The organism is Methylomonas sp. HYX-M1 (assembly GCF_040741385.1).
Lineage (GTDB): Bacteria > Pseudomonadota > Gammaproteobacteria > Methylococcales > Methylomonadaceae > Methylomonas > Methylomonas rhizoryzae.
This window is the reverse complement of sequence record NZ_CP160405.1, coordinates 270051-289108: the sequence shown is the minus strand read 5'-3', so window position 1 is coordinate 289108 and position 19058 is coordinate 270051. Positions and strand designations below refer to the sequence as shown.

Here is a 19058-nt window from a genome sequence, read left to right as displayed (position 1 = left end):
GAGTTCGATATGACACGTTTACGTCATATGACTTACTGTTTGCCGTTACTGTGTTTGACCGTCTTACCCGGCCGTGCCGAACCGCTTAGTCCTACCGCCGAAGCTCCGCTATTGGTGGAACATCTTGACCCTTTGGAAATCGATCCCGGCTTGAGCTTAAGCCAACTAGTGGACCAGACTTTGGATAAATTTCCGGACAGACTCATCAGCCAGGCCTTGGCGGACGAAGCATCCGCGTTGAAAATCCGCGGCGACGCCTGGTTTGCCGGCTCTACCGCACTGGCCTTGGAATATGCCGACGACAGGATCGGCAGTGATAAAGGCGCCCGCGATGCCTCCGCCAGCCTGGAATGGACGCCTTGGTTTTGGGGGCAACGTAGCGCCGCGCAAAATATCGCCGAACAAGCCGGCGCTTCCGCCGCCAAACAATCGGCCGTGGTTAAACTGGAAGTGGCCCGTTTAACCCGCGAAGCCTTGTGGGCCATTGCATTGGCCGATAACCGTTTGCAACAAGCCCGAAACAATCTGGAAATTTCCAAACAATTGTTAGCCAAAGTCGAGCGGCGAGTGGAGTTGGGCGATTTGCCCCGCGCGGATTTGTTGTTGGCCGAAACCGATCATCTACAAAATCAAAGCGTATTGGCGCAAGCGGAAGCCGAACTGATGCACAGCCGTAAAGCCTATTCCAGCTTGACCCAGACCACCCACGTTCCCGCCAATTTCACGGAAACCCTAAGCACGATTCAGGAGGTCCGCCCGGACCATCCGCTGTTGGAAGCTATTAATGCTTTAATTTCCCGCAGGCAAGCCGAAGTCGAATGGGCGAAAACCACCGATACCGTCAACCAGCCGAAAGTACACATCGGCGCCAATAGCAGCCGCGACGCCGGAGGCGGTAACGACCTGCAGAGCGCCAATATAGGCGTGGTCATTCCGTTCGGTCACAGTACTTACGACGCCCCGGAGATCGCCGCGGCCTATTTGGAACTCAACCGTATGTTGGCCCAGCGCGAACATTTGCAACGTCAGTTGGAAAAGGGCTTGCACGAGGCCGAACACACATTGGAAGTCAATCGCACTGAATTGGCGATAGCCAAAAGAATGCGGGAAATCGCCCAGCAACATTTGCAAATGATGACGCTCAGTTTCGAAGCCGGCGAAATCAATCTGTTGGATTTACTGAAAATTCAAGCGCGCAGCTTCGAGGCGACCCGCTATGCCAAAGAACAAGAGGTGAACTTGCGGCGCAATACCGCGTTCTACAATCAAGCGGTGGGAGTACTACCATGAAGCGCATCGTTATTTTCATCGGTTTATTGAGTTGCGCGCCGGCCGCGGGCGCAGACGAGATGCAGATCAGCATGACCGCGGAACAAATCGACAATCTGGCCATTAAAGTGGCCTCATTGCAAGCCAGCCGGCAAGTTCCGGCGCTATCCGCGCCGGCCACCGTCGCCGTCCCCACCGACCGCGAGCTGTTGCTGACCGCGCCGCAACCCGGTTTGTTAACCCGCTTGCATGTCAATATCGGCGACAAAGTCGAGTCAGGCCAAACCCTTGCGCAGATACACAGCCCGGAATTGGTCGGCTTGCAGCAACAATTCCTGACTGCCCGTAGCGCCTTGCATTTGGCGGAATTGGAACGCAACCGGGACCAAAAACTGTTCGACGCCGGCGTGGTTGCCGAGCGGCGCTGGCAGGAAACCCAAGCGCTATACGCCAGCAAGGCCGCGGTAGCCGACGAATCGCGGCAATTGTTAAGCATGGCCGGCATGTCTACTCGAGAGATAGACGCGCTGGCGAAAACTCATCGCTTAAGTAGCACGCTGACCATCAAGGCGCCGATAGCCGGCACAGTCTTGGACCGCTTCGCCACCTTGGGTTCGCGTTTGGATATTCAAGCGCCGTTGTACCGGTTGGCTGATCTGTCGCAGCTTTGGCTGGAGATCTATCTACCGCAAGAACGCGGCGGCGGGATTCAGGTCGGCGACAGAGTGCAAATCACCGGCACTCAACAATTCGGCAGCATCAGTTTTGTCGGCCGTAGTGTCGATCCCGACAGCCAGACCCTGCTGGCCCGCGCAGTGGTCGAGGGCGACGCCGGACAATTGAAGGTTAGTCAACGTTTGAATGTGGAAGTCTTGCAGCAAGCGCTAAGTCCCGGTTTTAACGTGCCCAACACCGCACTCGCTCAAAATGCCGGACGCAGCTATGTCTTCGTTCGTAACGCAGACGGTTTTGCGGTTACGCCGGTCGAGATTGTCGGTAAACGGGAAAACGCGTCGCTGATCAAGGGCCCGTTGACCGAGCAGCAATCGATTGCGGTTCAGGGGGCCGTAGCCTTGAAGGCGACATGGTTGGGCTTGGGCGGTGACGACTGATGGAAAGCATGATTCGCTTCGCGTTATCGCAGCGGCTGATGGTTTGCCTGCTAATGCTGTTGCTCGGCGGCGGCGGTTATTACGCCTTTAAAAACATACCGATAGACGCTTTTCCGGAAGTTTCGCCCACTCAAGTCAAGATCATCGTCAAGGCCAGCGGCATGACTCCGGAAGAGGTGGAAAACCGCATCACCATGCCGATAGAAATCGAAATGCTGGGCATACCCCATCAAACCATGTTGCGTTCGTTGGCTAAATACGCGATTACCGACATTACCCTGGATTTCGAGGAAGGCACCGATATCTATTGGGCCAGACAACAAGTCGCCGAACGTTTGAACGGCGTCTGGAGTAATCTGCCGCCCGGCGTGCAAGGCGGCATCGCGCCGATGACTACGCCGTTGGGCGAAATGTTCATGTTTGCGATCGAGGGCGGCGACTTGAGCTTGATGGACCGCCGCAGCTTGTTGGACTGGGTGATACGCCCGCTACTGCGCACGGTGCCGGGCGTCGCCGACGTCAACGCGCTGGGTGGTTTGGTGCGCAGCTTCGAGGTCATACCCGACAATATGAAGATGGCGGCCCGCAACATCAGTATGGAGCAATTGAGCGCCGCTCTGGAAACCAACAACCGTAACGACGGCGCCGGGCGTTTGACCGAAGGAGAGGAAGCCTTGGTGGTGCGGGCCGAAGGCCGGATTACCGGCGAAAACGACATCCGCGCCATTGTCATCGCTCAACAGCATGGGGTGCCGATACGGGTTCAAGATGTCGCGCAGGTCAAAATCGGTGCGCTGACCCGCTACGGCGCGGTCAGCAAGGACGCCAACGGCGAAGCGGTAACCGGCGTCATTTTGAGCCTGCGCGGCGCAAACGCTCGCCGTACCGTGGATTTGATCGAAGCTAAGTTGGCTGAACTGCAACCCACTCTGCCGGCCGGCGTGCGGATTAACGTGTTTTACAACCGCGGCGATCTGGTCGGCAAAGCGGTGCATACGGTCAGCAGCGCCTTGTTCGAAGCCATTGCCTTGGTGATCGTATTGTTAATTTTGTTTTTAGGCGAACTGCGCGCGGCCCTAACCGTAGCGCTAGCCTTGCCCATGGCTGCCATGATCACTTTTATGTTGATGCAGGCCTTCGGCATGTCGGCCAATTTGATGAGTTTGGGCGGATTGGCGATTGCGATAGGCATGCTGGTCGACGGTGCGGTAGTGGTGGTGGAAAACATCATCACCCAGCTGGCCGACCACCAAAAAGCTGAACGCTTGCCGCGGTTGCACATGATTTATCGGGCGACCCGCGAAGTCGCGGTGCCGGTCACTTCCGGCATTCTGATCATCGTCATCGTATTCTTGCCGCTTTTGACCTTACAGGGGCTGGAAGGCAAGTTGTTCGGACCGGTAGCTGCGACCATCGTGTTTGCTTTGTCCGGTTCGCTGCTGTTGTCGCTTACCGTGATACCGGTGCTGGCGTCTTTTTTATTAAGGGACGTTTCGCACGAAGAACCTTGGTTGCCGCGCCAATTGCTACGCCTTTATCAGCCGGTTTTGGTTTGGTGCTTGGCGCATACAACCAAAATATTCGTTGCCGCCGGTGCGCTGTTCGCGGCCACCATCCTAGTCTTCGGCCAAATCGGCAGTACGTTTATGCCGACCATGGACGAAGGGGAGATCGTGGTTCAGCTGGAAAAACTGCCGTCCATCAGCCTGCAAGACTCGGTCAAGTTGGACGGGTTGGTACAAAAAAACATTCTGGCACACGTACCGGAAGTCAAAACCGTAGTGTCCAGGGTCGGTGCCGACGAATTGGGACTAGATCCCATGAGTTTGAACGAAACCGATATGTTTTTGATATTGAAACCAAAAGAACAATGGCGTAGCGAAGACAAAAGCCAGTTGATCGAGAATATTCGCACCATCATGCCGCACACCCCGGGTATCGCCTACGGCTTCACCCAGCCTATCGAAATGCGGGTGTCGGAAATGTTGACCGGTACCCGCGGCGATCTGGCAGTCAAAGTGTTCGGCACCGATCTCAGCACTTTAAACAGCCTAGGCGAACAAATCGAAACGCTGCTGCGCGGCATCCCAGGTTCCAGCGACGTATTTATGCGCAAAAACGAAGGCATGCAGTTTCTGCAATTGAACATCAAGCGGGATGCAGCCGGACGCTTCGGTTTGGACAGCGACCGGATAGAAAACATGTTGCGCGCCCAAATCGAAGGCACGCAGCTGGGCATCGTACAAGAAGGTGTCAAACGCACCCCCTTGCTACTGCGCGGTAGCGCCGATACCGCCGGCTTTGCCAATCTGCAGCTGACTTTGCCGGACGGCGGCCATATACCGATTACCGCCGCGGCGGATATCCGCGAAGTCGAAGGCGTGGTATCGATAGGCCGGGAAAAAGGTCAGCGCTTTGTAGTGGTGCGCAGCAATGTGGAAGGCCGCGATTTGGTGGGATTTGTCGACGAAGTGCGCAAGCGGGTTGCCGAGTCCATTCAATTACCGCCGGGTTACCGAGTGGAATTCGGCGGTCAGTTCGAAAATCAGCAACGGGCTGCGGCCCGTTTGGCTCTGGTGATACCGGTATCGTTAGGTTTAATTTTCCTGCTGTTGTTTTCCACCTTCGGCTCGGTACGGCAAGCGGTATTGGTGTTGTCCAACATTCCGTTAGCTATGATAGGCGGAGTGTTCGCTTTATGGCTTTCCGGCGAATATTTGTCGGTACCTGCATCGGTGGGATTTATTGCGCTGCTCGGCATTGCAGTACTAAACGGCGTAGTCATGCTCAGTTACTTTAATCAACTGCATGCCGCGGGCATGCCGATTGCGCGGGTCGTCATGGTTGGCTCCGCCCGGCGCTTACGCCCGGTGCTGATGACCGCCAGTATCGCCGCTTTCGGCTTGATCCCCTTGTTGTTTGCCTCCGGGCCGGGGTCGGAAATTCAAAAGCCGCTGGCTATCGTCGTAACCGGCGGGCTTGTTTCGTCTACCTTGTTGACGCTGATTTTGTTGCCTATTTTGTATTCGCTATTCGGCCACGGCCGGGAGTCCGCCGCATGATGCACGACGCTTTTTTAGTGACCATCCACGTTGCCCCGACCTTGGAAGAAGCCATGGTCGATTGCTTGCTGACTTTCGAAACCGCGCAAGGTTTCTCCAGTTTTCCGGTTTATGCCCACGACCATCGAAACGAGGGCCTATCGGTAGCCGAACAAGTGACCGGCCGGCAACGCAAAGTGGGCTTCCAGATGTATATCGACAAGCAGCTACTAGCGCCTGTATTAAGCAAAATCAAAACGGAATTTTCCGGCACCGGATTTCATTACTGGATAGTTCCGGTCTTGGAGCACGGCACGCTTTAGCATCATTCGGCCGGTCAAGCCGCCTGCAGCAGAATTTTGGCGTTTCCGTCTTGGCGGCAATGGCTATTGATTCCGCCTTAGACTATAAAAGCGGCTAGGTTTTGGGGTAGCATGGCTGCAGCTTGTTCTGTTATTGCGGGCATCAGGCATGAGCGGCGAGCAAAACTCCGCGTAAGCTGCTACTCTAATAACCGAATTTTTATTAAAAGCGTCGCAATATGAATCTTTTTTTACGCCGTATACCCGCTAATACGAGACACGTTGAGATTTCCGAATTTGTTAGACCTGCACTATATAACGGTTTCTTTAAAAAACCCAGCCGCATACTGAATATAGAAATATTGGCATTGCGAGATATTCGTTACGATTCTATCGAATATCACGGTTTGGTGACTTTAGATTCGGAATGGGCGGTCGGCAAGGCGATAAACATGTTGCGCAACAAACGCTTAAACGGCAGGTATGTGCTGGTTCGCCCGTATTTTCACCGCAGTTGGGATAACGATCCGCGGCAACAACTCGCTCAAACTAACAGCGATTTTATCGAAAAACGCCACGGCGATCGGCGGCGCGGTAAGAATTTGCAAGTCATCAAAAACGTCTCCGATAGATTCAATACCGAAGACGATTTCTATAACGCTTTACATCACCAACAATATCAAGTTACTTTTGTCGTACCGTCGTTAATAGAATTGGCTGTTGCCGAATGTTTAGTTAATTTCGAATTGGAATACAAGCAAGAAGCCAGCGTAGAACCGGTTGGGCAAGAGTATAATATTATCCGGTTTATGACCGAATTAGACGGTCCGGAACACCAGTCCAAGCGTTATCAGCTTTATGCAACCCGACAGGTGATTTCGGCGTTAATTGAAAAATTGAAAAGCCAATTTACCGGGCATGATATTCATTATTGGGTATCTCCCGTCGTGGAATTTGGGGTTATTTAGTGCTTGTTTAAACTACCGACATACTAATGGTCATTTTCTTGCGGAAAATTCCCATGGATAGCCATCCGCGGGAGCTTGTGGATTTCATCGAACCGGCTTTAAAAGGCGGGCTGTTTAAAAAAGCCGGCAGAATTATCGGCGCCAGAGTACTGGTATTACACGATCCGAAAACCGGCAATTTAGAATGCCACGGCTTGATCAACGTTCTGCCGGACAGCGCGGCCGCCAGGGCAATTAAGAAATTAAGGGGCAATCGCTTCAAGGGCAAGTTCACCGTCATTCGGCCGTATTATTACCGCAGTTGGCATAACGATGTGCGGCAAAACCGGCCGACATTCAAAAACGTTTTCGGCCAAGACAGGCGGGTTGCGGATAGGCGCAGGGGGACGACGGTTGAAATCGTCAGAGAATTCCCGCCCCGATTGGGTGAAGCCGACAGCCCGATACGTTGGTAAACGACCGTCGCCGGCCACCCTTATGGCGGTGCAAAATTATAATATTTGTGTTATCCGCTAAGCGCTTAGCGGCTTTCCAAGCTTATTTTTCCAATAATGCGAATTTGCCCGGTTTTCCGTTCCATTCTTCGGCATCGGGTAAGGCGTCTTTCACCTCGGTAATCGACGGCCAAGTTTTGGACAATTCGGCGTTCAGGCCGGCAAAATGTGCTTGATCGTCAGCTAAGTCGTCTTCTGAATGGATTGCATTCGCAGGGCATTCTGGCTCGCACAAGGTGCAGTCGATACATTCATCAGGGTCGATAACCAAAAAATTCGGCCCTTCGTGAAAACAATCGACCGGACACACGTCGACGCAATCGGTGAATTTGCATTTGATACAGTTTTCGGTAACTACAAAAGCCATAATATCCTTCCAAGGTTAGATAATGAACGGACTTCCGCTATGCGCGGAAACGGGGTTGATAACAAGACTGCCGGCTGGCAGTCCGATGCTGGCCTGATAAGACCTGAATACGGCAACCGATAGCGACTGCTATCGACTGCCGTGCAGGCCGCTATTTATTCTTTTCGCGTTCCTTCACTTCCTTGATCACTTCATCCGCCACGTTTTTCGGGCAAGGCGTGTAGTGCGAAAACTCCATCGAGAACTGGCCGCGTCCGGAGGTCATCGTGCGCAAATCGCCGATGTAACCGAACATATCGCTCAGAGGCACGTCCGCTTTGATGCGTACGCCGGTCACGCCCGGATCCTGAGATTTAATCATGCCGCGCCGGCGGTTCAAGTCGCCGATCACGTCACCCACGTGAGCTTCCGGGGTGAACACGTCCACTTTCATAATCGGCTCCAACAACTGTGGAGACGCTTTAGGAACCGTTTGACGGTAAGCGGCGCGGGCAGCGATTTCGAAGGCGATAGCCGACGAGTCGACCGCGTGGAATGCACCGTCGGTCAAATTGACTTTGAAATCCACGCAAGGGAAGCCGGCTAACACGCCTTTATCAATGCTGGCTTTAAATCCTTTCTCGACAGCAGGCCAAAACTCGCGCGGGACGTTACCGCCGACCACGGATGACTCAAACTGGAAGCCGCTACCCGGCTCGCTCGGTTCGATAATGTAGTTGATTTTCGCGTACTGGCCGGAACCGCCGGATTGTTTTTTATGGACGTATTCGTCTTCGATGCGCTGGGTAATGGTTTCGCGGTAGGCGACTTGCGGTTTGCCGACGTTAACCTCAACGCCGTGGGTCCGTTTCAGGATGTCCACTTTGATGTCCAGGTGCAACTCGCCCATGCCTTTGATGATGGTCTCACCGGATTCTTGGTCGGTTTCGACGCGGAAAGACGGGTCTTCCGCCACCATTTTGCCGATTGCGATGCCCATTTTCTCGTTGCTTCCCTTATCTTTCGGCGAAATCGCGATCGAGATGACGGGATCCGGGAATACCATAGGCTCCAATGTGGCCGGCTTGTCCGGGTCGCACAGAGTGTGGCCGGTTTGTACGTTTTTCAAACCGATCAACGCGATGATGTCGCCGGCTTGCGCGGTTTCTATTTCGTTACGGTCGTCGGCGTGCATTTCCACCATTCGGCCTATCCGTTCGGTTTTGCCGGTATAGGTATTCAATACGGTATCGCCTTTTTTCAATTTACCGGAGTAAACCCGGACGAAGTTCAGCGCGCCAAAGCGGTCGTCCATGATTTTGAACACCAGGCCGCGGAATGGGCGGTTAGGGTCGACAATGGCGTGTTCGCCGGTTGGTACGCCTTCAATGTCAGTTTCCGGTTGCGGATTGACCTCGGTAGGATTCGGCAAGTATTCGATAACGCCGTCCAATACCAATTGCACGCCTTTGTTTTTGAAGGAAGAGCCGCAGAAGGTCGGGAAGAAGTCCATCGCGATGGTCCCCTTGCGGATACATTTTTTAATTTCTTCGATGGTCGGCTCTTCGCCTTCCAGATATTTTTCCATAATATCGTCGTCTTGATCGGCGACTTGGTCGATCAGTTTAGCGCGCCATTCCTCGACTTGCTCTGCCATGTCGGCCGGCACGTCTTGAATTTCGTATTTCAAAGGGTCGCCGGAGTTGTCCCAGATCCAGGCTTTGCGAGTCAGCAAATCGATGACGCCGACAAAGTTTTCTTCGGTGCCGATAGGCAAGGTCATTACGACCGGCTTCGCACCCAATACGTCTTCGACCTGTTTGACGACGCGGTAGAAGTCGGCACCCAGCCGGTCCAGTTTGTTGACGTAGATGACGCGGGAGACTTTAGAATCGTTGGCATAGCGCCAGTTGGTTTCCGATTGCGGCTCAACGCCGCCGGAACCGCAGAATACGCCGATACCGCCGTCCAGTACTTTCAATGAACGATATACTTCGATGGTAAAGTCTACGTGTCCCGGAGTATCGATGATGTTGAAGCGGTGCGGTTGAAATTGATTGGTACTGCCCGCCCACATGCAGGTTGTCGCCGCCGATTGAATGGTGATGCCGCGTTCTTGTTCTTGCACCATGAAATCTGTCGTCGCCGCACCATCGTGTACTTCGCCGATTTTATGGATTTTTCCGGTCAGCTTCAAAATCCGTTCGGTAGTGGTGGTCTTACCGGCATCGACGTGCGCGAAGATGCCGATGTTTCTATATAGCGATAGATCAGTCATGGTTATACTCTTGATGGAGATGAAAACGTTTTTACTCTTGGCACTATTGCCGAAGTTTTCTGCACGAACAGTGTCAATGAGAAATCCGCCCATTCTACTCGAAAATCAAAAAAAACAGAATGTCAATTCTATTGCAAGAATTTTATGTTTTGATTTTATGTTGCCCCTGCTCGCGCAAACACATTAATTCATATAGGGTTTGCAAACTTGGGCAAGCGATATTGCGGCGTTTGGCCGCACGCACCGCATTGCCCAATATGGCTTCCGTTTCCATCGGCTGTCCGCGCTCGAAGTCCAATAACATGCTGGTTTTGTACGGCGGCATGCGGCGGGTCTTCTCGATGTTGTATTCGACGCAGTGTTCCGGCATCGGATAGCCTAACGCTTCTGCCAAGCCACAAACTTCTTGCATGATGCGCCTGACTAAAGCCTCTTGCGTTGCCAGGATCTCGGCAGTCGATAAACCGCCGGACAAAACCGATAGCGGATTAAAAGGCGCATTCCATACGCACTTTTGCCAGCGGTCGGCCACGATATTGTTGCTGCTGACGCATTCCATGCCAGCTAGGTTAAACATATTTTTCAGGCGTTCGGTAGCCGGGCTGAGGCCGGCGGGAAAACTTCCCAAGGCCAAGCGGCCGTAAGCCAAATGCTCGATTTTGCCGGGCGCTGTGCGATTGCAACAAACGAACGCCAAGCCGCTGATCAATTCGTTGTCGGGGAAGGCTTGCTGCAGCTCCCACTCGATTTCCACGCCGTTTTGCAACAACACGAGCGCGGTTTTATTGGCAACCGCACCTTGTAGCAATGCCGCCCGGTCTACGCTAGGCACGACTTTGCAGCATAAGATCAGAAAATCCGGGTCTCCTTTGTATTCCCGACTATGTTGTAGCACTTGGCTGGGACGGAAAGTCCAACGCCCGAGCGAGAAACTGTCGATTTCGATACCTTGCGTCGAGACTATTCGGTAATCCGAGCGGCAGACTACCGATACTTTACACCCCGCTTTTGCCAATAATGCGCCGTAAAATCCGCCTATCGCCCCGGCACCGACTATCAAAATATTCGCACTCAAAGCTTGTCCGCCAGGATTTGTTTCAAAAACGGAATGGTTAGTTTGCGGTGTGCCGATAGGGTCGCTTTGTCAATATGCGCCAATACTTGCCACAACGCCGTTAAATCGTGTACATAACGCGCGATTAAAAACCGCGCTACTTTAGTCGGCATATCAAACCCTAAGTACCTCGCCTTGAAACGCAACGCTTCGCTCAATTGGACGTCGTCCATGTCTTGGATTTTCAGCGTCAATCCCCAAGCCATGCGCGTTTTTAAATCGGGTAATTGCAGAGCCAGGTATTTAGGTGGGCTTTCGGCCGATAGAATGAGACGGTTATCGTTTTGTCTGTGCGCGTTGTAAAACCGAAAAAGGGCCAGTTCCCAATCAGGCTGGCCGGCAATTTTATGGATGTCGTCCAGACATACCAACTCGGCGTGCTCCAAACCGTCCAAGATGTTAGGATTTGGCAGACTTTGGACGGAAAGATCCAGATAAAACGTATCCTTGCCTTGCGCCTTGGCGAATTGGCAGCATGCTTGCAACAAATGGCTTTTCCCGCCGCCGCGGCTACCCCACAAAAAAATTTGTTGTTCGCCTTCGCCTATGGCCGTGCGTTGCAAATGCCTTAGCACTTCGGCGTTTGCCCCCGGGTAATAGCCGGCAAACGTTCGGTCGCTCCGATATTCGAATTGCACTATCAGTTGTTCGGGCATGAAATTTAACGCTTTTCCGCCGTATAAACGTAGCACCCTGCGCCGAAACAAAGCAGCAAGCTGAATATCGCTTCGGTTAATGCAAACGGCCTTTGAATGGGATCGGCATAAGCCTCGGTAATGCCGTGTAGCAGATATGGAAGGCTCAGATAGCTCATCCAGGTGCAACTTTTCAAGTGCCCCTTTAAAAAGCCTTTGAACGGTAACAACAATGGCCCGACACTGACGATCAACAGCAACGCCTTGGGTAAACCGGTGTTCGGCGCTAACAAGGTCGGCCAGGCCATCAGCAAAAAAAACAAACCGAAAAAACCGGCTAACGCCGCATAGTGATAATAAATTCTCTGCATCGATATTCAAGGGATGATATCGGCTCATAGCCGACGGCGGGTCATTATCACAAACTCGGTGGTTAAAAGCAGGTTCATTACTGCGTGTTCATCGAAGAGGCTTGTCAGGCATATTGCTTGTGCGTCGATTTTTGTGGAATGTCGTAACCGGTGGCTAGGGAACCTAGCAGTGTTATTGAGCCTTTTATTTCAGGGTGTTACGCCGGCGGATAAAATAAATCGAATAAGGTTGCAAACTCCTCATGAACTCGATCGAGCACGACGCTAATCTGTTCCACACTCAAATCCACCCCGTCGATTGCCGCAGAAAGTCCGGGCATATCCGCTTTGCTCAATTGATTGGCCAATCTTACCAATGTCGCTATCTGCGCATGCTGGCCGGTGAAATCGGGAAACCGATGCAAACGTATCGAATCAGTCACTATCGGCGGTAACTTCCACATGGTCGACAAGGCGGCACCGACCTGATACCTATCGAAACCAATGATCTGTGTCTCTATCATTGCTTCGTCAATGTCGGGCGAGGTTTGAGCGCGCAATAAAAGGTCTACTTCTCTAGCCAGCACCGGTATGCGCCTGTACATAACCAGCTGGCCGATGTTGTGCACCAAGCCGCATAAAAAAGCGGTATCCGCATATTTTTTGCCCGACAAAACATCCAAATGCCGTGCGGCGAGCGCGCAACGCAAATTTCTGGCCCAAAAGTCGTGTATGGAAAACTGCTGGCCGGGTAACTCGGAAAATCGCTCGATCACCAAAGTCGCCAGCACCAAATTTTGCAGTTCTCTAACCCCGATCAGAGAAACCGCGAGCGGTAGCGAGCTGACTTTGGCAGGAAAGCCGAAATAAGCACTATTGACGATTTTAAGCAAACGCATTGCCAAGCCGGCATCGCTTTCTATGACTGCGGCAGCATCGCGATTGGATTTGTTTGGATCTTCGATAACTTTGGTTAATGCCAGATAAACGGTAGGCGGCGACGCTAACTTTAGATCGCCTCGTAATAAATCTTCTGCCTTCAGCGTTTGAGTAAAAATTGTCATTAACAAATTACAAATGCGAAAATTGCGCCTATACTGGCCTTAGCCTTGAGTTATGGGGGGCGGACACACTTTTAGCTTATCTTTTATCCGCAGAAATACAAGTCTAGCGTAAGCAATTAATTACATTACGCTTTTGATTTAGCGCCGCCTCCTTTTATAACCCAACATACCTGGATGGTATATGACTGTTTGCGACTCTTTGAAAGAAAAACTCGTCATCGTTGCCGAGCACGACAAAACCGCCGCGCAGCAGATCATCGTTTCTTTGCAGCAAAACGGATTTAGCGACGTCCGCCAAGCCGCGAACGGCGGTTCTATCTACGACATTCTCAGGCCATTTCACGATCAGCCGGACAGAATCGGTTTGATTATTCTGAACGAGCTGTTGCCCGGCTGCGTTTGGCAGGAAGTGCATCAAAGCTTATCCGGGATAGGCGACGGTTGTTTCATTCCGTTCGTTATTATGGGGCAGAACTCCGGCAATTTTACGACGCGGCCTGCTAGTCATTCCGCCGGAGACCAATGTCTGACCTACCAGCTCAAGCTGCCTCTGGATACCAACACGCTGATATTGGCGGTCAATTTTTTGCTGCGGTTAAAGCAGGAACGTTTATTACGCCATCAACAAGAAGAACAGTTGATTAACGAACTGGCATCCAAAAGTGTGATCGAGGCCAAATTAAAGTTTCTGGTCGCTCACGACGAATTGACCGGCTTATTCAATCGTAGCAGTTTCGAGCGCCAGCTGAAGCTGATTATGAACCTCAGCAACAAGATGAAAAAAGAGGGGTCATTGCTGTTTATCGACATCGATCGCTTCAGTTTAATCAACGAGCTGGAGGGTTTCGATGTCGGTGACCGCTTACTTGTGGAACTGACCATACTGATTCGTAAATTGATTCCGGCGAACAGCTTGTTCGCCAGGATAGGCGCGGACGAGTTTTGCCTGTTCCTGGAAAACAAAGCGCAAAAACAAGCCTATGTGCTGGCGGAAACCATACGCGCGACGGTGGAGAATTTTCGATTTTTTACCGGCGAAATCTGCTACAGCGTCAGCGTCTCCATAGGTGTTGCCTCGCTCGATACCGCCAATCCCGCCCAACATCCCGGCGAAATGATCTTGCACGCGCGCCAGGCCTGCAAATTCGCAAAAATCAGCGGCCGGGACAAAATTAGAATTTATAACCACGAAGATCAGTCGGTCAAAGAACGCCGCCGCGACATCTACTGGGTGCCCATCATTCGCAAAGCCATGCGGGATAACGACTTGTTTTTGGTGTTCCAACCGGTCGTGCAGCTGAATAACGGCGATATTTCCCACTACGAAGTGCTGTTGAGAATGCGCGGCGAAGACGGCCAAATTATCACGCCCGATCAGTTCATTCCGGTTGCGGAGCGTATGGGTTTAATCCACGCCCTCGATTTATGGGTGGTCGAACACGCCATCGATTTTCTAGCCTCGCTGCCGCCCTATCTTTCCCGCGTGTCGCTAGCGATCAATTTGTCGGGTACGGCGTTCGAATACCCGGATTTGTTGCAAGTGATACGCGATAAGCTGGAATTAACCTGGGTGGACGCCGGCCGCCTGACCTTCGAAATCACCGAAACCGCAGCGGTCGACAATTTCGAACGCACGCGCGATATGATCAACAAAATAAGGGAGTTAGGTTGTAAATTTGCGCTGGACGATTTCGGTGCCGGGTTTTGCTCGTTTAATTATTTGAAGTTTTTCCCGGTCGATTTCGTGAAAATTGACGGCCAGTTTGTCAGAAATTTGGACCATAACGAAACAGACCAAATCTTGGTCAAATCCATGGTCGAAATTGCCGGAAAACTCGGCAAAAGAACTATCGCCGAATTTGTCGAAACTCCGAATATTGCCCTCAAGTTAAAAGAGTTTGGCGTCAACCTCGGGCAAGGCTACGCCTTCGGCCGCCCGGAACGCAACTTACTCGACGGGCAACAAGTGGCCTTGTCCATCTTATTGAATTCGCAAAAAAATCAGGTGCCGAAAAGTCAATCCGAAAACGCGGACACGACCGACGAATAATCGGGCTACAAACTCGAGATAAACCGGTTAATTTAGGGTTTGCGGTTTACCGCGTTTATAGGGTCTGGTATATTCGAATTTGATATACCTTATTGCTATCTCATTATTCTTAAAACTAAAACAACCAAGGGGAGAGGTTATGGCAGAACTGCTTTTTGTTGCGACTACCATTTTTGTGGCTTATGTACTATTCGAAGTCGTTGCGGATAATAAGGGCAAACCGGAATCCGGCGATGCCTTGGATACGCCGCCCCCACCCCCAAAGGACGCGGAAATCGAGCAAACGCAAACGGCTGTAAGCGTCTCTGCGCCGCCTTCCACCCCGGTTCCGGTTGCCCCTCCCGTAAAAACATCGAGTAAACCGGCGGCCAAAAAACCCGCCGCTAAATCTAAAGCCACTACCACACCCAAGCCCGTAGCTGCCGGCCCCGCGCTTGCGCGTGATCAAATCAAAAATCCAAAGACCGGGGAAATTGTCAAAATCACCGGCAATTATGCTTTCGTTAAACGCTGGATCAAAGAAGCGTTAGTAGAGGAAGGGCTGCTGGATAAAATATATAAAAACAACGAATTGGATGACGAAACGCATACCAAGATTCAATCCGCTCTCGACCAATTGAAAAGCATGGAAAAATACCGGTAACGGTCGCTCAATCCAAGCCGAATTTTTTCAGTCTGAAACACAAGGAACGAAACGTCATTCCAAGTTGTTGTGCAGTTGCCGTTTTGTTCCAGCTGTTTTGTTGCAGCGCCGCTGTCAGCGCCCGTTTTTCGACGTTTTGCAAATAGCTTTCCAACGTCATGTTTTTCCGTGCGCTTTCTTGCTGTTCCCGGTTAAAGCTCGCATTGCCGTGCTGCGCCGGTATGTTTAAATCGCCGGCGTCTATGCAATCGCCTTCGTGCAAGGCCAACGCGCGCTCCAAAATATTTTCGAGCTCTCGGACGTTGCCGGGAAATTCGTATTGCTGCAGTGCGGCGAGGGCGGATGCACTCAGTTGCGGGGTAAGCACGCCGTTAGCCTTGGCCAATCGTTGCAGCACGTGCAATGCCAGTTGGGGGATGTCTTCGGCGCGGGCCCGTAACGGTGGCAAGCTGAGTTCGATGACGTTGATCCTGTAATATAAATCCTGACGAAAACTGCCTTCCTGTACCATTTTCGCCAAATCCTTGTGGGTGGCGCTGAGTAAGCGTATGTCCACCGCTACTTCCTGTTGTTCGCCTATCGGCCGTACTTTCTTTTCCTGAATGGCTCTGAGTAGTTTAACCTGCAAGGCCAACGGCAGATCGGCGACTTCGTCCAAGAACAAGGTTCCGCCGTGCGCCGCTTGAAAAAAGCCTTGTTTGTCGGCTATCGCACCGCTAAAACTGCCGCGCTTATGTCCGAAAAATTCGCTTTCCATCAATTCAGGCGGGATCGCCCCGCAGTTGATCGCAACGAAGGCTTTGTCCGCCCGCGGACTTTGTTGATGGATCAACTTGGCCACCAATTCCTTGCCCGACCCCGATTCACCGCTGATATAAATCGGCGCCTGGTTTCTGGCGACTTTTTGAATCTTGGAGCGAATTTCCCGCATCGCCGCCGATTCGCCGAGCAAAGTATCGCGGGTGCGGCGTTCCTTGCTGGCGCCTTGCAGCTCGGATATCTGTAAAGCGTTGCCGATCAACTGCCTTAACGCCTGTAAATCCACCGGTTTAGTCAAAAAATCGAAAGCGCCTTTTTTCATGGCTTTGATTGCGACGTCGACGCTGGCATGCGCGGTGATTACGGCAACCGGCAGCGACAAGCCGGTACTTTGAATCAAATCGACCAACTCCAAGCCGTCTCCGTCCGGCAAGCGCATGTCGGTCAAGCATAAATCGAACGATTGATTGGCCAGCAACTGTTTGGCTTGCGCCAAAGTTTGTGCGCCGCAGGTTTGAATGTCCATGCGATTCAGGGTAATTTCCAGTAGCTCCAAAATGTCGGGCTCGTCGTCTACCAGTAATGCAACGGGTTTGGTCATATTTCTATTACTACGTGGTCGGCATTCGCCAAATACAAGGTAAAGCAAGTTCTATCATGCTGCCTGGCGTAAATTAATTCGGCTTGATTCAATTCGGCCAACTCTTTGGAGATATACAAGCCCAAGCCGGTTCCCTGATGCGAAGTGGTGAAGAACGGTTCGAACAGGTGGGCGAGGTGTTCGCCGGCTAGTCCGTGTCCGTTATCGATCACCCGGATACATGGCCGTTGTGCGAAAAAGTCCGCCTCTATCATAATCGGGCCGAGTTCCGGTTGACCATATTTCAAAGCATTGGCGCATAGATTGTCCAGAATCTGTTTTAAATGCCCGGAGTCTACGTAAACGTTCAGCCCTTTGGTTTTACTCTGCAGTTCGAATGCCGGCTTCTTGCTGCCGTACAATTGATTTTGTTCCTGCACGAAGGCCGGCAGCCATTGGTCGAGTGCAATGCGTTGTCTCTGCGAAGGCTCGCGCCGCGATAAGGTCAATATGTCTTCGATGATTTTATTGACCCTCCGGCAATGATTGCGAATGATACTGGTCAAGCGCAGGTCTTCGCCCGTTAAATCCGCCGACTCGGACAATAGCTGACTGGCATGGTTAATCGCGCTGAGCGGGTTGCGAATTTCATGGGCGATACTCGCGGTCAAACGGCCCAACGACGCCAGCTTTGTTTGCTGCAAGCGCTGATTGTATAAGGCAATGTCTTCGACGATCAGCAAATGCAAACCCTCGCCCTCCACCGGCAGAGGAGAGAAGCGCACGTGGACCTCCGAGCTTTGCCCGATGTCGATAATTGCGAAATCGCTATCGGGATGCTCAAGCCACAGCAAAAACGCCTGTTGAATATCCGGGGAAAAGTCCGCCAAGCGGACCGGCGGCTTGCTAAGGTTAAGCAAACGCAACAAGGATTGGTTGCATTGCACGATGAACTGCCGGCTGTCCACTATCATGATGCCGGATTGCAGGTGTTGAATGATGTAATGGTTCAATTCCTCCAGGCGAGTAATGGTTTGTGCATGCCGCTTGACCAAACTCACCGATTGTTCGACGCGTTGCGCCAATACCACCGAAATGAGCGCGATCGCAAAAAAGGCGATGCCTAATACTCCGGAATAATTCAAGGTCTTAAGACTAAAAAAACCGCTATACATCGCGAAAAGTTCTTCGGTCAACACGGCCAAGGTTGCCAAAGCTGCGACCAATAAGGCGCATTTGCCACCCAACAACAGACCGGCCGCGGCAATCGATATCGCCAGCAGACCGCCAACGCCGCTGGCGACCCCACCGCTGGCGTGCATCATTAGCGTCAAGCAGACGATGTCGGTCAAAATCAGTAGTTGCGCCACTTGGTTGTAACTCAGCCAGCGCTTGAATATCACCGGAGCGGCGCCAAAGGAAATGCCTAAATAACTCAGGCTGACGACTTGATACAGTCTTTCATCATGCGATCCCAGCAGCGACATGCCGTAACCTAAAAAAAACAGCATGGAAAACAAGCTGGCGCTGATGAAGCGATAAATCAAAAAAATCTTCAACAACAACCAAGCTTGCCGGCTCGGTATGCCGTAAGCCTTGGAAAATGGGCAGGGGTAAATGGTATCGGCCAGATTGTCGGACATCGCTACAAGGTTGGTTACGGGGGTAAGGCGAATATGCTTATCGAAATGCTTCCCCCTGTTTCAGCTCTTTTCTGCGGGAATTAACATAAGCATAATGCCTATCGGCGATCGTTGCCGCTGAATTCGCTCGGCGGCTCGGCTTCTCGAACATTGCGGCCCGGCCTAGGCCGCAGCGTTTAGATTGGCTGGAAAGCTATGCCTGATTGCGACAAGCAACCGTCAATTGAGGCGATGACCAACAAACGGTCCGGAATGACGCCGAGTTTTATTCGGCGACACAGCTGGAAATCGCCCAGGTCCCCGCCGCAGCAATCGCCTCGCGCATTTTCGCTGCCGCCTTAAGCGGGCGATGTGCGATGATAGCGGCATATCGATTATTCCTTCTTACGGTAAAGCTGCGGAGTCTTTAT

General features: G+C 52.1%; 16 protein-coding genes. 8 read left to right on the top strand and 8 right to left on the bottom strand.

What is annotated here, in order from left to right; genetic code table 11:
• Positions 1 to 9: 9 nt before the first annotated feature.
• The 6 genes from AB0A83_RS01280 (at position 10) to AB0A83_RS01255 (ending at position 7147) form a co-directional block, all read left to right on the top strand.
• Positions 10 to 1290 (top strand): TolC family protein, encoded by a 1281-nt coding sequence (locus AB0A83_RS01280; protein ID WP_150046166.1) that lies wholly within the window; start codon positions 10 to 12, stop codon positions 1288 to 1290.
• The gene (locus tag AB0A83_RS01275) at positions 1287 to 2381 is read left to right on the top strand and encodes an efflux RND transporter periplasmic adaptor subunit (protein ID WP_150046165.1); all 1095 of its coding nucleotides are present in this window, start codon (positions 1287 to 1289) and stop codon (positions 2379 to 2381) included. The genes AB0A83_RS01280 and AB0A83_RS01275 overlap by 4 nt, the downstream gene beginning before the upstream one ends.
• Positions 2381 to 5443, top strand: coding sequence for an efflux RND transporter permease subunit (locus AB0A83_RS01270; RefSeq protein WP_367155211.1), 3063 nt, complete (start codon positions 2381 to 2383; stop codon positions 5441 to 5443). The genes AB0A83_RS01275 and AB0A83_RS01270 overlap by 1 nt, the downstream gene beginning before the upstream one ends.
• A complete protein-coding gene (locus AB0A83_RS01265) occupies positions 5440 to 5745 on the top strand; it encodes a DUF3240 family protein (RefSeq protein ID WP_150046163.1) in 306 nt (101 codons plus the stop codon). The genes AB0A83_RS01270 and AB0A83_RS01265 overlap by 4 nt, the downstream gene beginning before the upstream one ends.
• Before the next feature lie 218 nt (positions 5746 to 5963).
• Positions 5964 to 6692, top strand: coding sequence for a DUF3240 family protein (locus AB0A83_RS01260; protein ID WP_150046162.1), 729 nt, complete (start codon positions 5964 to 5966; stop codon positions 6690 to 6692).
• A gap of 53 nt (positions 6693 to 6745) precedes the next feature.
• Positions 6746 to 7147 (top strand): hypothetical protein, encoded by a 402-nt coding sequence (locus AB0A83_RS01255; protein ID WP_150046161.1) that lies wholly within the window; start codon positions 6746 to 6748, stop codon positions 7145 to 7147.
• Positions 7148 to 7229: 82 nt separating this feature from the next.
• On the opposite strand, the gene fdxA is transcribed toward AB0A83_RS01255, so the two are convergent.
• The 6 genes from fdxA to AB0A83_RS01225 all read right to left on the bottom strand — a co-directional run bounded on the left by fdxA (position 7230) and on the right by AB0A83_RS01225 (position 12973).
• Complete coding sequence (gene fdxA / locus AB0A83_RS01250) at positions 7230 to 7553, bottom strand: ferredoxin FdxA (RefSeq protein WP_150046160.1); 324 nt, start codon at positions 7551 to 7553, stop codon at positions 7230 to 7232.
• A 151-nt stretch (positions 7554 to 7704) separates the two neighbouring features.
• Positions 7705 to 9810 carry an elongation factor G gene (gene fusA, locus AB0A83_RS01245; RefSeq protein WP_150046159.1) on the bottom strand — a complete coding sequence of 702 codons (2106 nt, stop codon included), beginning with the start codon at positions 9808 to 9810 and terminating at the stop codon, positions 7705 to 7707.
• Positions 9811 to 9952: 142 nt separating this feature from the next.
• Entirely contained in the window at positions 9953 to 10885 is a 933-nt protein-coding gene (locus AB0A83_RS01240; RefSeq protein ID WP_367155210.1) for a ketopantoate reductase family protein, read from the bottom strand.
• The gene (hda, locus tag AB0A83_RS01235; RefSeq protein ID WP_150046157.1) at positions 10882 to 11580 is read right to left on the bottom strand and encodes a DnaA regulatory inactivator Hda; all 699 of its coding nucleotides are present in this window, start codon (positions 11578 to 11580) and stop codon (positions 10882 to 10884) included. The genes AB0A83_RS01240 and hda overlap by 4 nt, the downstream gene beginning before the upstream one ends.
• A gap of 5 nt (positions 11581 to 11585) precedes the next feature.
• Positions 11586 to 11930, bottom strand: coding sequence for a DUF2069 domain-containing protein (locus AB0A83_RS01230; RefSeq protein ID WP_367155208.1), 345 nt, complete (start codon positions 11928 to 11930; stop codon positions 11586 to 11588).
• A 197-nt stretch (positions 11931 to 12127) separates the two neighbouring features.
• Positions 12128 to 12973, bottom strand: coding sequence for an HDOD domain-containing protein (locus AB0A83_RS01225; protein ID WP_367155206.1), 846 nt, complete (start codon positions 12971 to 12973; stop codon positions 12128 to 12130).
• Between the two features lie 181 nt (positions 12974 to 13154).
• On the opposite strand from AB0A83_RS01225, the gene AB0A83_RS01220 reads away from it, so the two are divergent.
• Both AB0A83_RS01220 and AB0A83_RS01215 read left to right on the top strand, forming a co-directional pair.
• Positions 13155 to 15023: a GGDEF and EAL domain-containing protein gene (locus tag AB0A83_RS01220; RefSeq protein ID WP_150046154.1), complete on the top strand. Its 1869-nt coding sequence runs from the start codon at positions 13155 to 13157 to the stop codon at positions 15021 to 15023.
• A 139-nt stretch (positions 15024 to 15162) separates the two neighbouring features.
• A complete protein-coding gene (locus AB0A83_RS01215; RefSeq protein ID WP_150046153.1) occupies positions 15163 to 15666 on the top strand; it encodes a hypothetical protein in 504 nt (167 codons plus the stop codon).
• A gap of 7 nt (positions 15667 to 15673) precedes the next feature.
• Here AB0A83_RS01215 and AB0A83_RS01210 read toward each other — a convergent pair whose 3' ends face one another.
• Both AB0A83_RS01210 and AB0A83_RS01205 read right to left on the bottom strand, forming a co-directional pair.
• Positions 15674 to 17026 carry a sigma-54 dependent transcriptional regulator gene (locus AB0A83_RS01210; protein WP_150046152.1) on the bottom strand — a complete coding sequence of 451 codons (1353 nt, stop codon included), beginning with the start codon at positions 17024 to 17026 and terminating at the stop codon, positions 15674 to 15676.
• Positions 17023 to 18648 carry an ATP-binding protein gene (locus tag AB0A83_RS01205; RefSeq protein ID WP_150046151.1) on the bottom strand — a complete coding sequence of 542 codons (1626 nt, stop codon included), beginning with the start codon at positions 18646 to 18648 and terminating at the stop codon, positions 17023 to 17025. The genes AB0A83_RS01210 and AB0A83_RS01205 overlap by 4 nt, the downstream gene beginning before the upstream one ends.
• Positions 18649 to 19058: the final 410 nt, after the last annotated feature.

Bases quoted from the DNA above. Each gene is read 5' to 3' on its own strand.
- hda (WP_150046157.1), bottom strand. From the start codon at position 11,580: ATGCCCGAACAACTGATAGTGCAATTCGAATATCGGAGCGACCGAACG.
- fusA (WP_150046159.1), bottom strand. From the start codon at position 9,810: ATGACTGATCTATCGCTATATAGAAACATCGGCATCTTCGCGCACGTC.
- AB0A83_RS01275 (WP_150046165.1), top strand. From the start codon at position 1,287: ATGAAGCGCATCGTTATTTTCATCGGTTTATTGAGTTGCGCGCCGGCC.
- AB0A83_RS01270 (WP_367155211.1), top strand. From the start codon at position 2,381: ATGGAAAGCATGATTCGCTTCGCGTTATCGCAGCGGCTGATGGTTTGC.
- AB0A83_RS01220 (WP_150046154.1), top strand. From the start codon at position 13,155: ATGACTGTTTGCGACTCTTTGAAAGAAAAACTCGTCATCGTTGCCGAG.
- AB0A83_RS01230 (WP_367155208.1), bottom strand. From the start codon at position 11,930: ATGCAGAGAATTTATTATCACTATGCGGCGTTAGCCGGTTTTTTCGGT.
- AB0A83_RS01280 (WP_150046166.1), top strand. From the start codon at position 10: ATGACACGTTTACGTCATATGACTTACTGTTTGCCGTTACTGTGTTTG.
- AB0A83_RS01260 (WP_150046162.1), top strand. From the start codon at position 5,964: ATGAATCTTTTTTTACGCCGTATACCCGCTAATACGAGACACGTTGAG.
- AB0A83_RS01205 (WP_150046151.1), bottom strand. From the start codon at position 18,648: ATGTCCGACAATCTGGCCGATACCATTTACCCCTGCCCATTTTCCAAG.
- AB0A83_RS01225 (WP_367155206.1), bottom strand. From the start codon at position 12,973: ATGACAATTTTTACTCAAACGCTGAAGGCAGAAGATTTATTACGAGGC.
- fdxA (WP_150046160.1), bottom strand. From the start codon at position 7,553: ATGGCTTTTGTAGTTACCGAAAACTGTATCAAATGCAAATTCACCGAT.
- AB0A83_RS01255 (WP_150046161.1), top strand. From the start codon at position 6,746: ATGGATAGCCATCCGCGGGAGCTTGTGGATTTCATCGAACCGGCTTTA.
- AB0A83_RS01265 (WP_150046163.1), top strand. From the start codon at position 5,440: ATGATGCACGACGCTTTTTTAGTGACCATCCACGTTGCCCCGACCTTG.
- AB0A83_RS01215 (WP_150046153.1), top strand. From the start codon at position 15,163: ATGGCAGAACTGCTTTTTGTTGCGACTACCATTTTTGTGGCTTATGTA.
- AB0A83_RS01210 (WP_150046152.1), bottom strand. From the start codon at position 17,026: ATGACCAAACCCGTTGCATTACTGGTAGACGACGAGCCCGACATTTTG.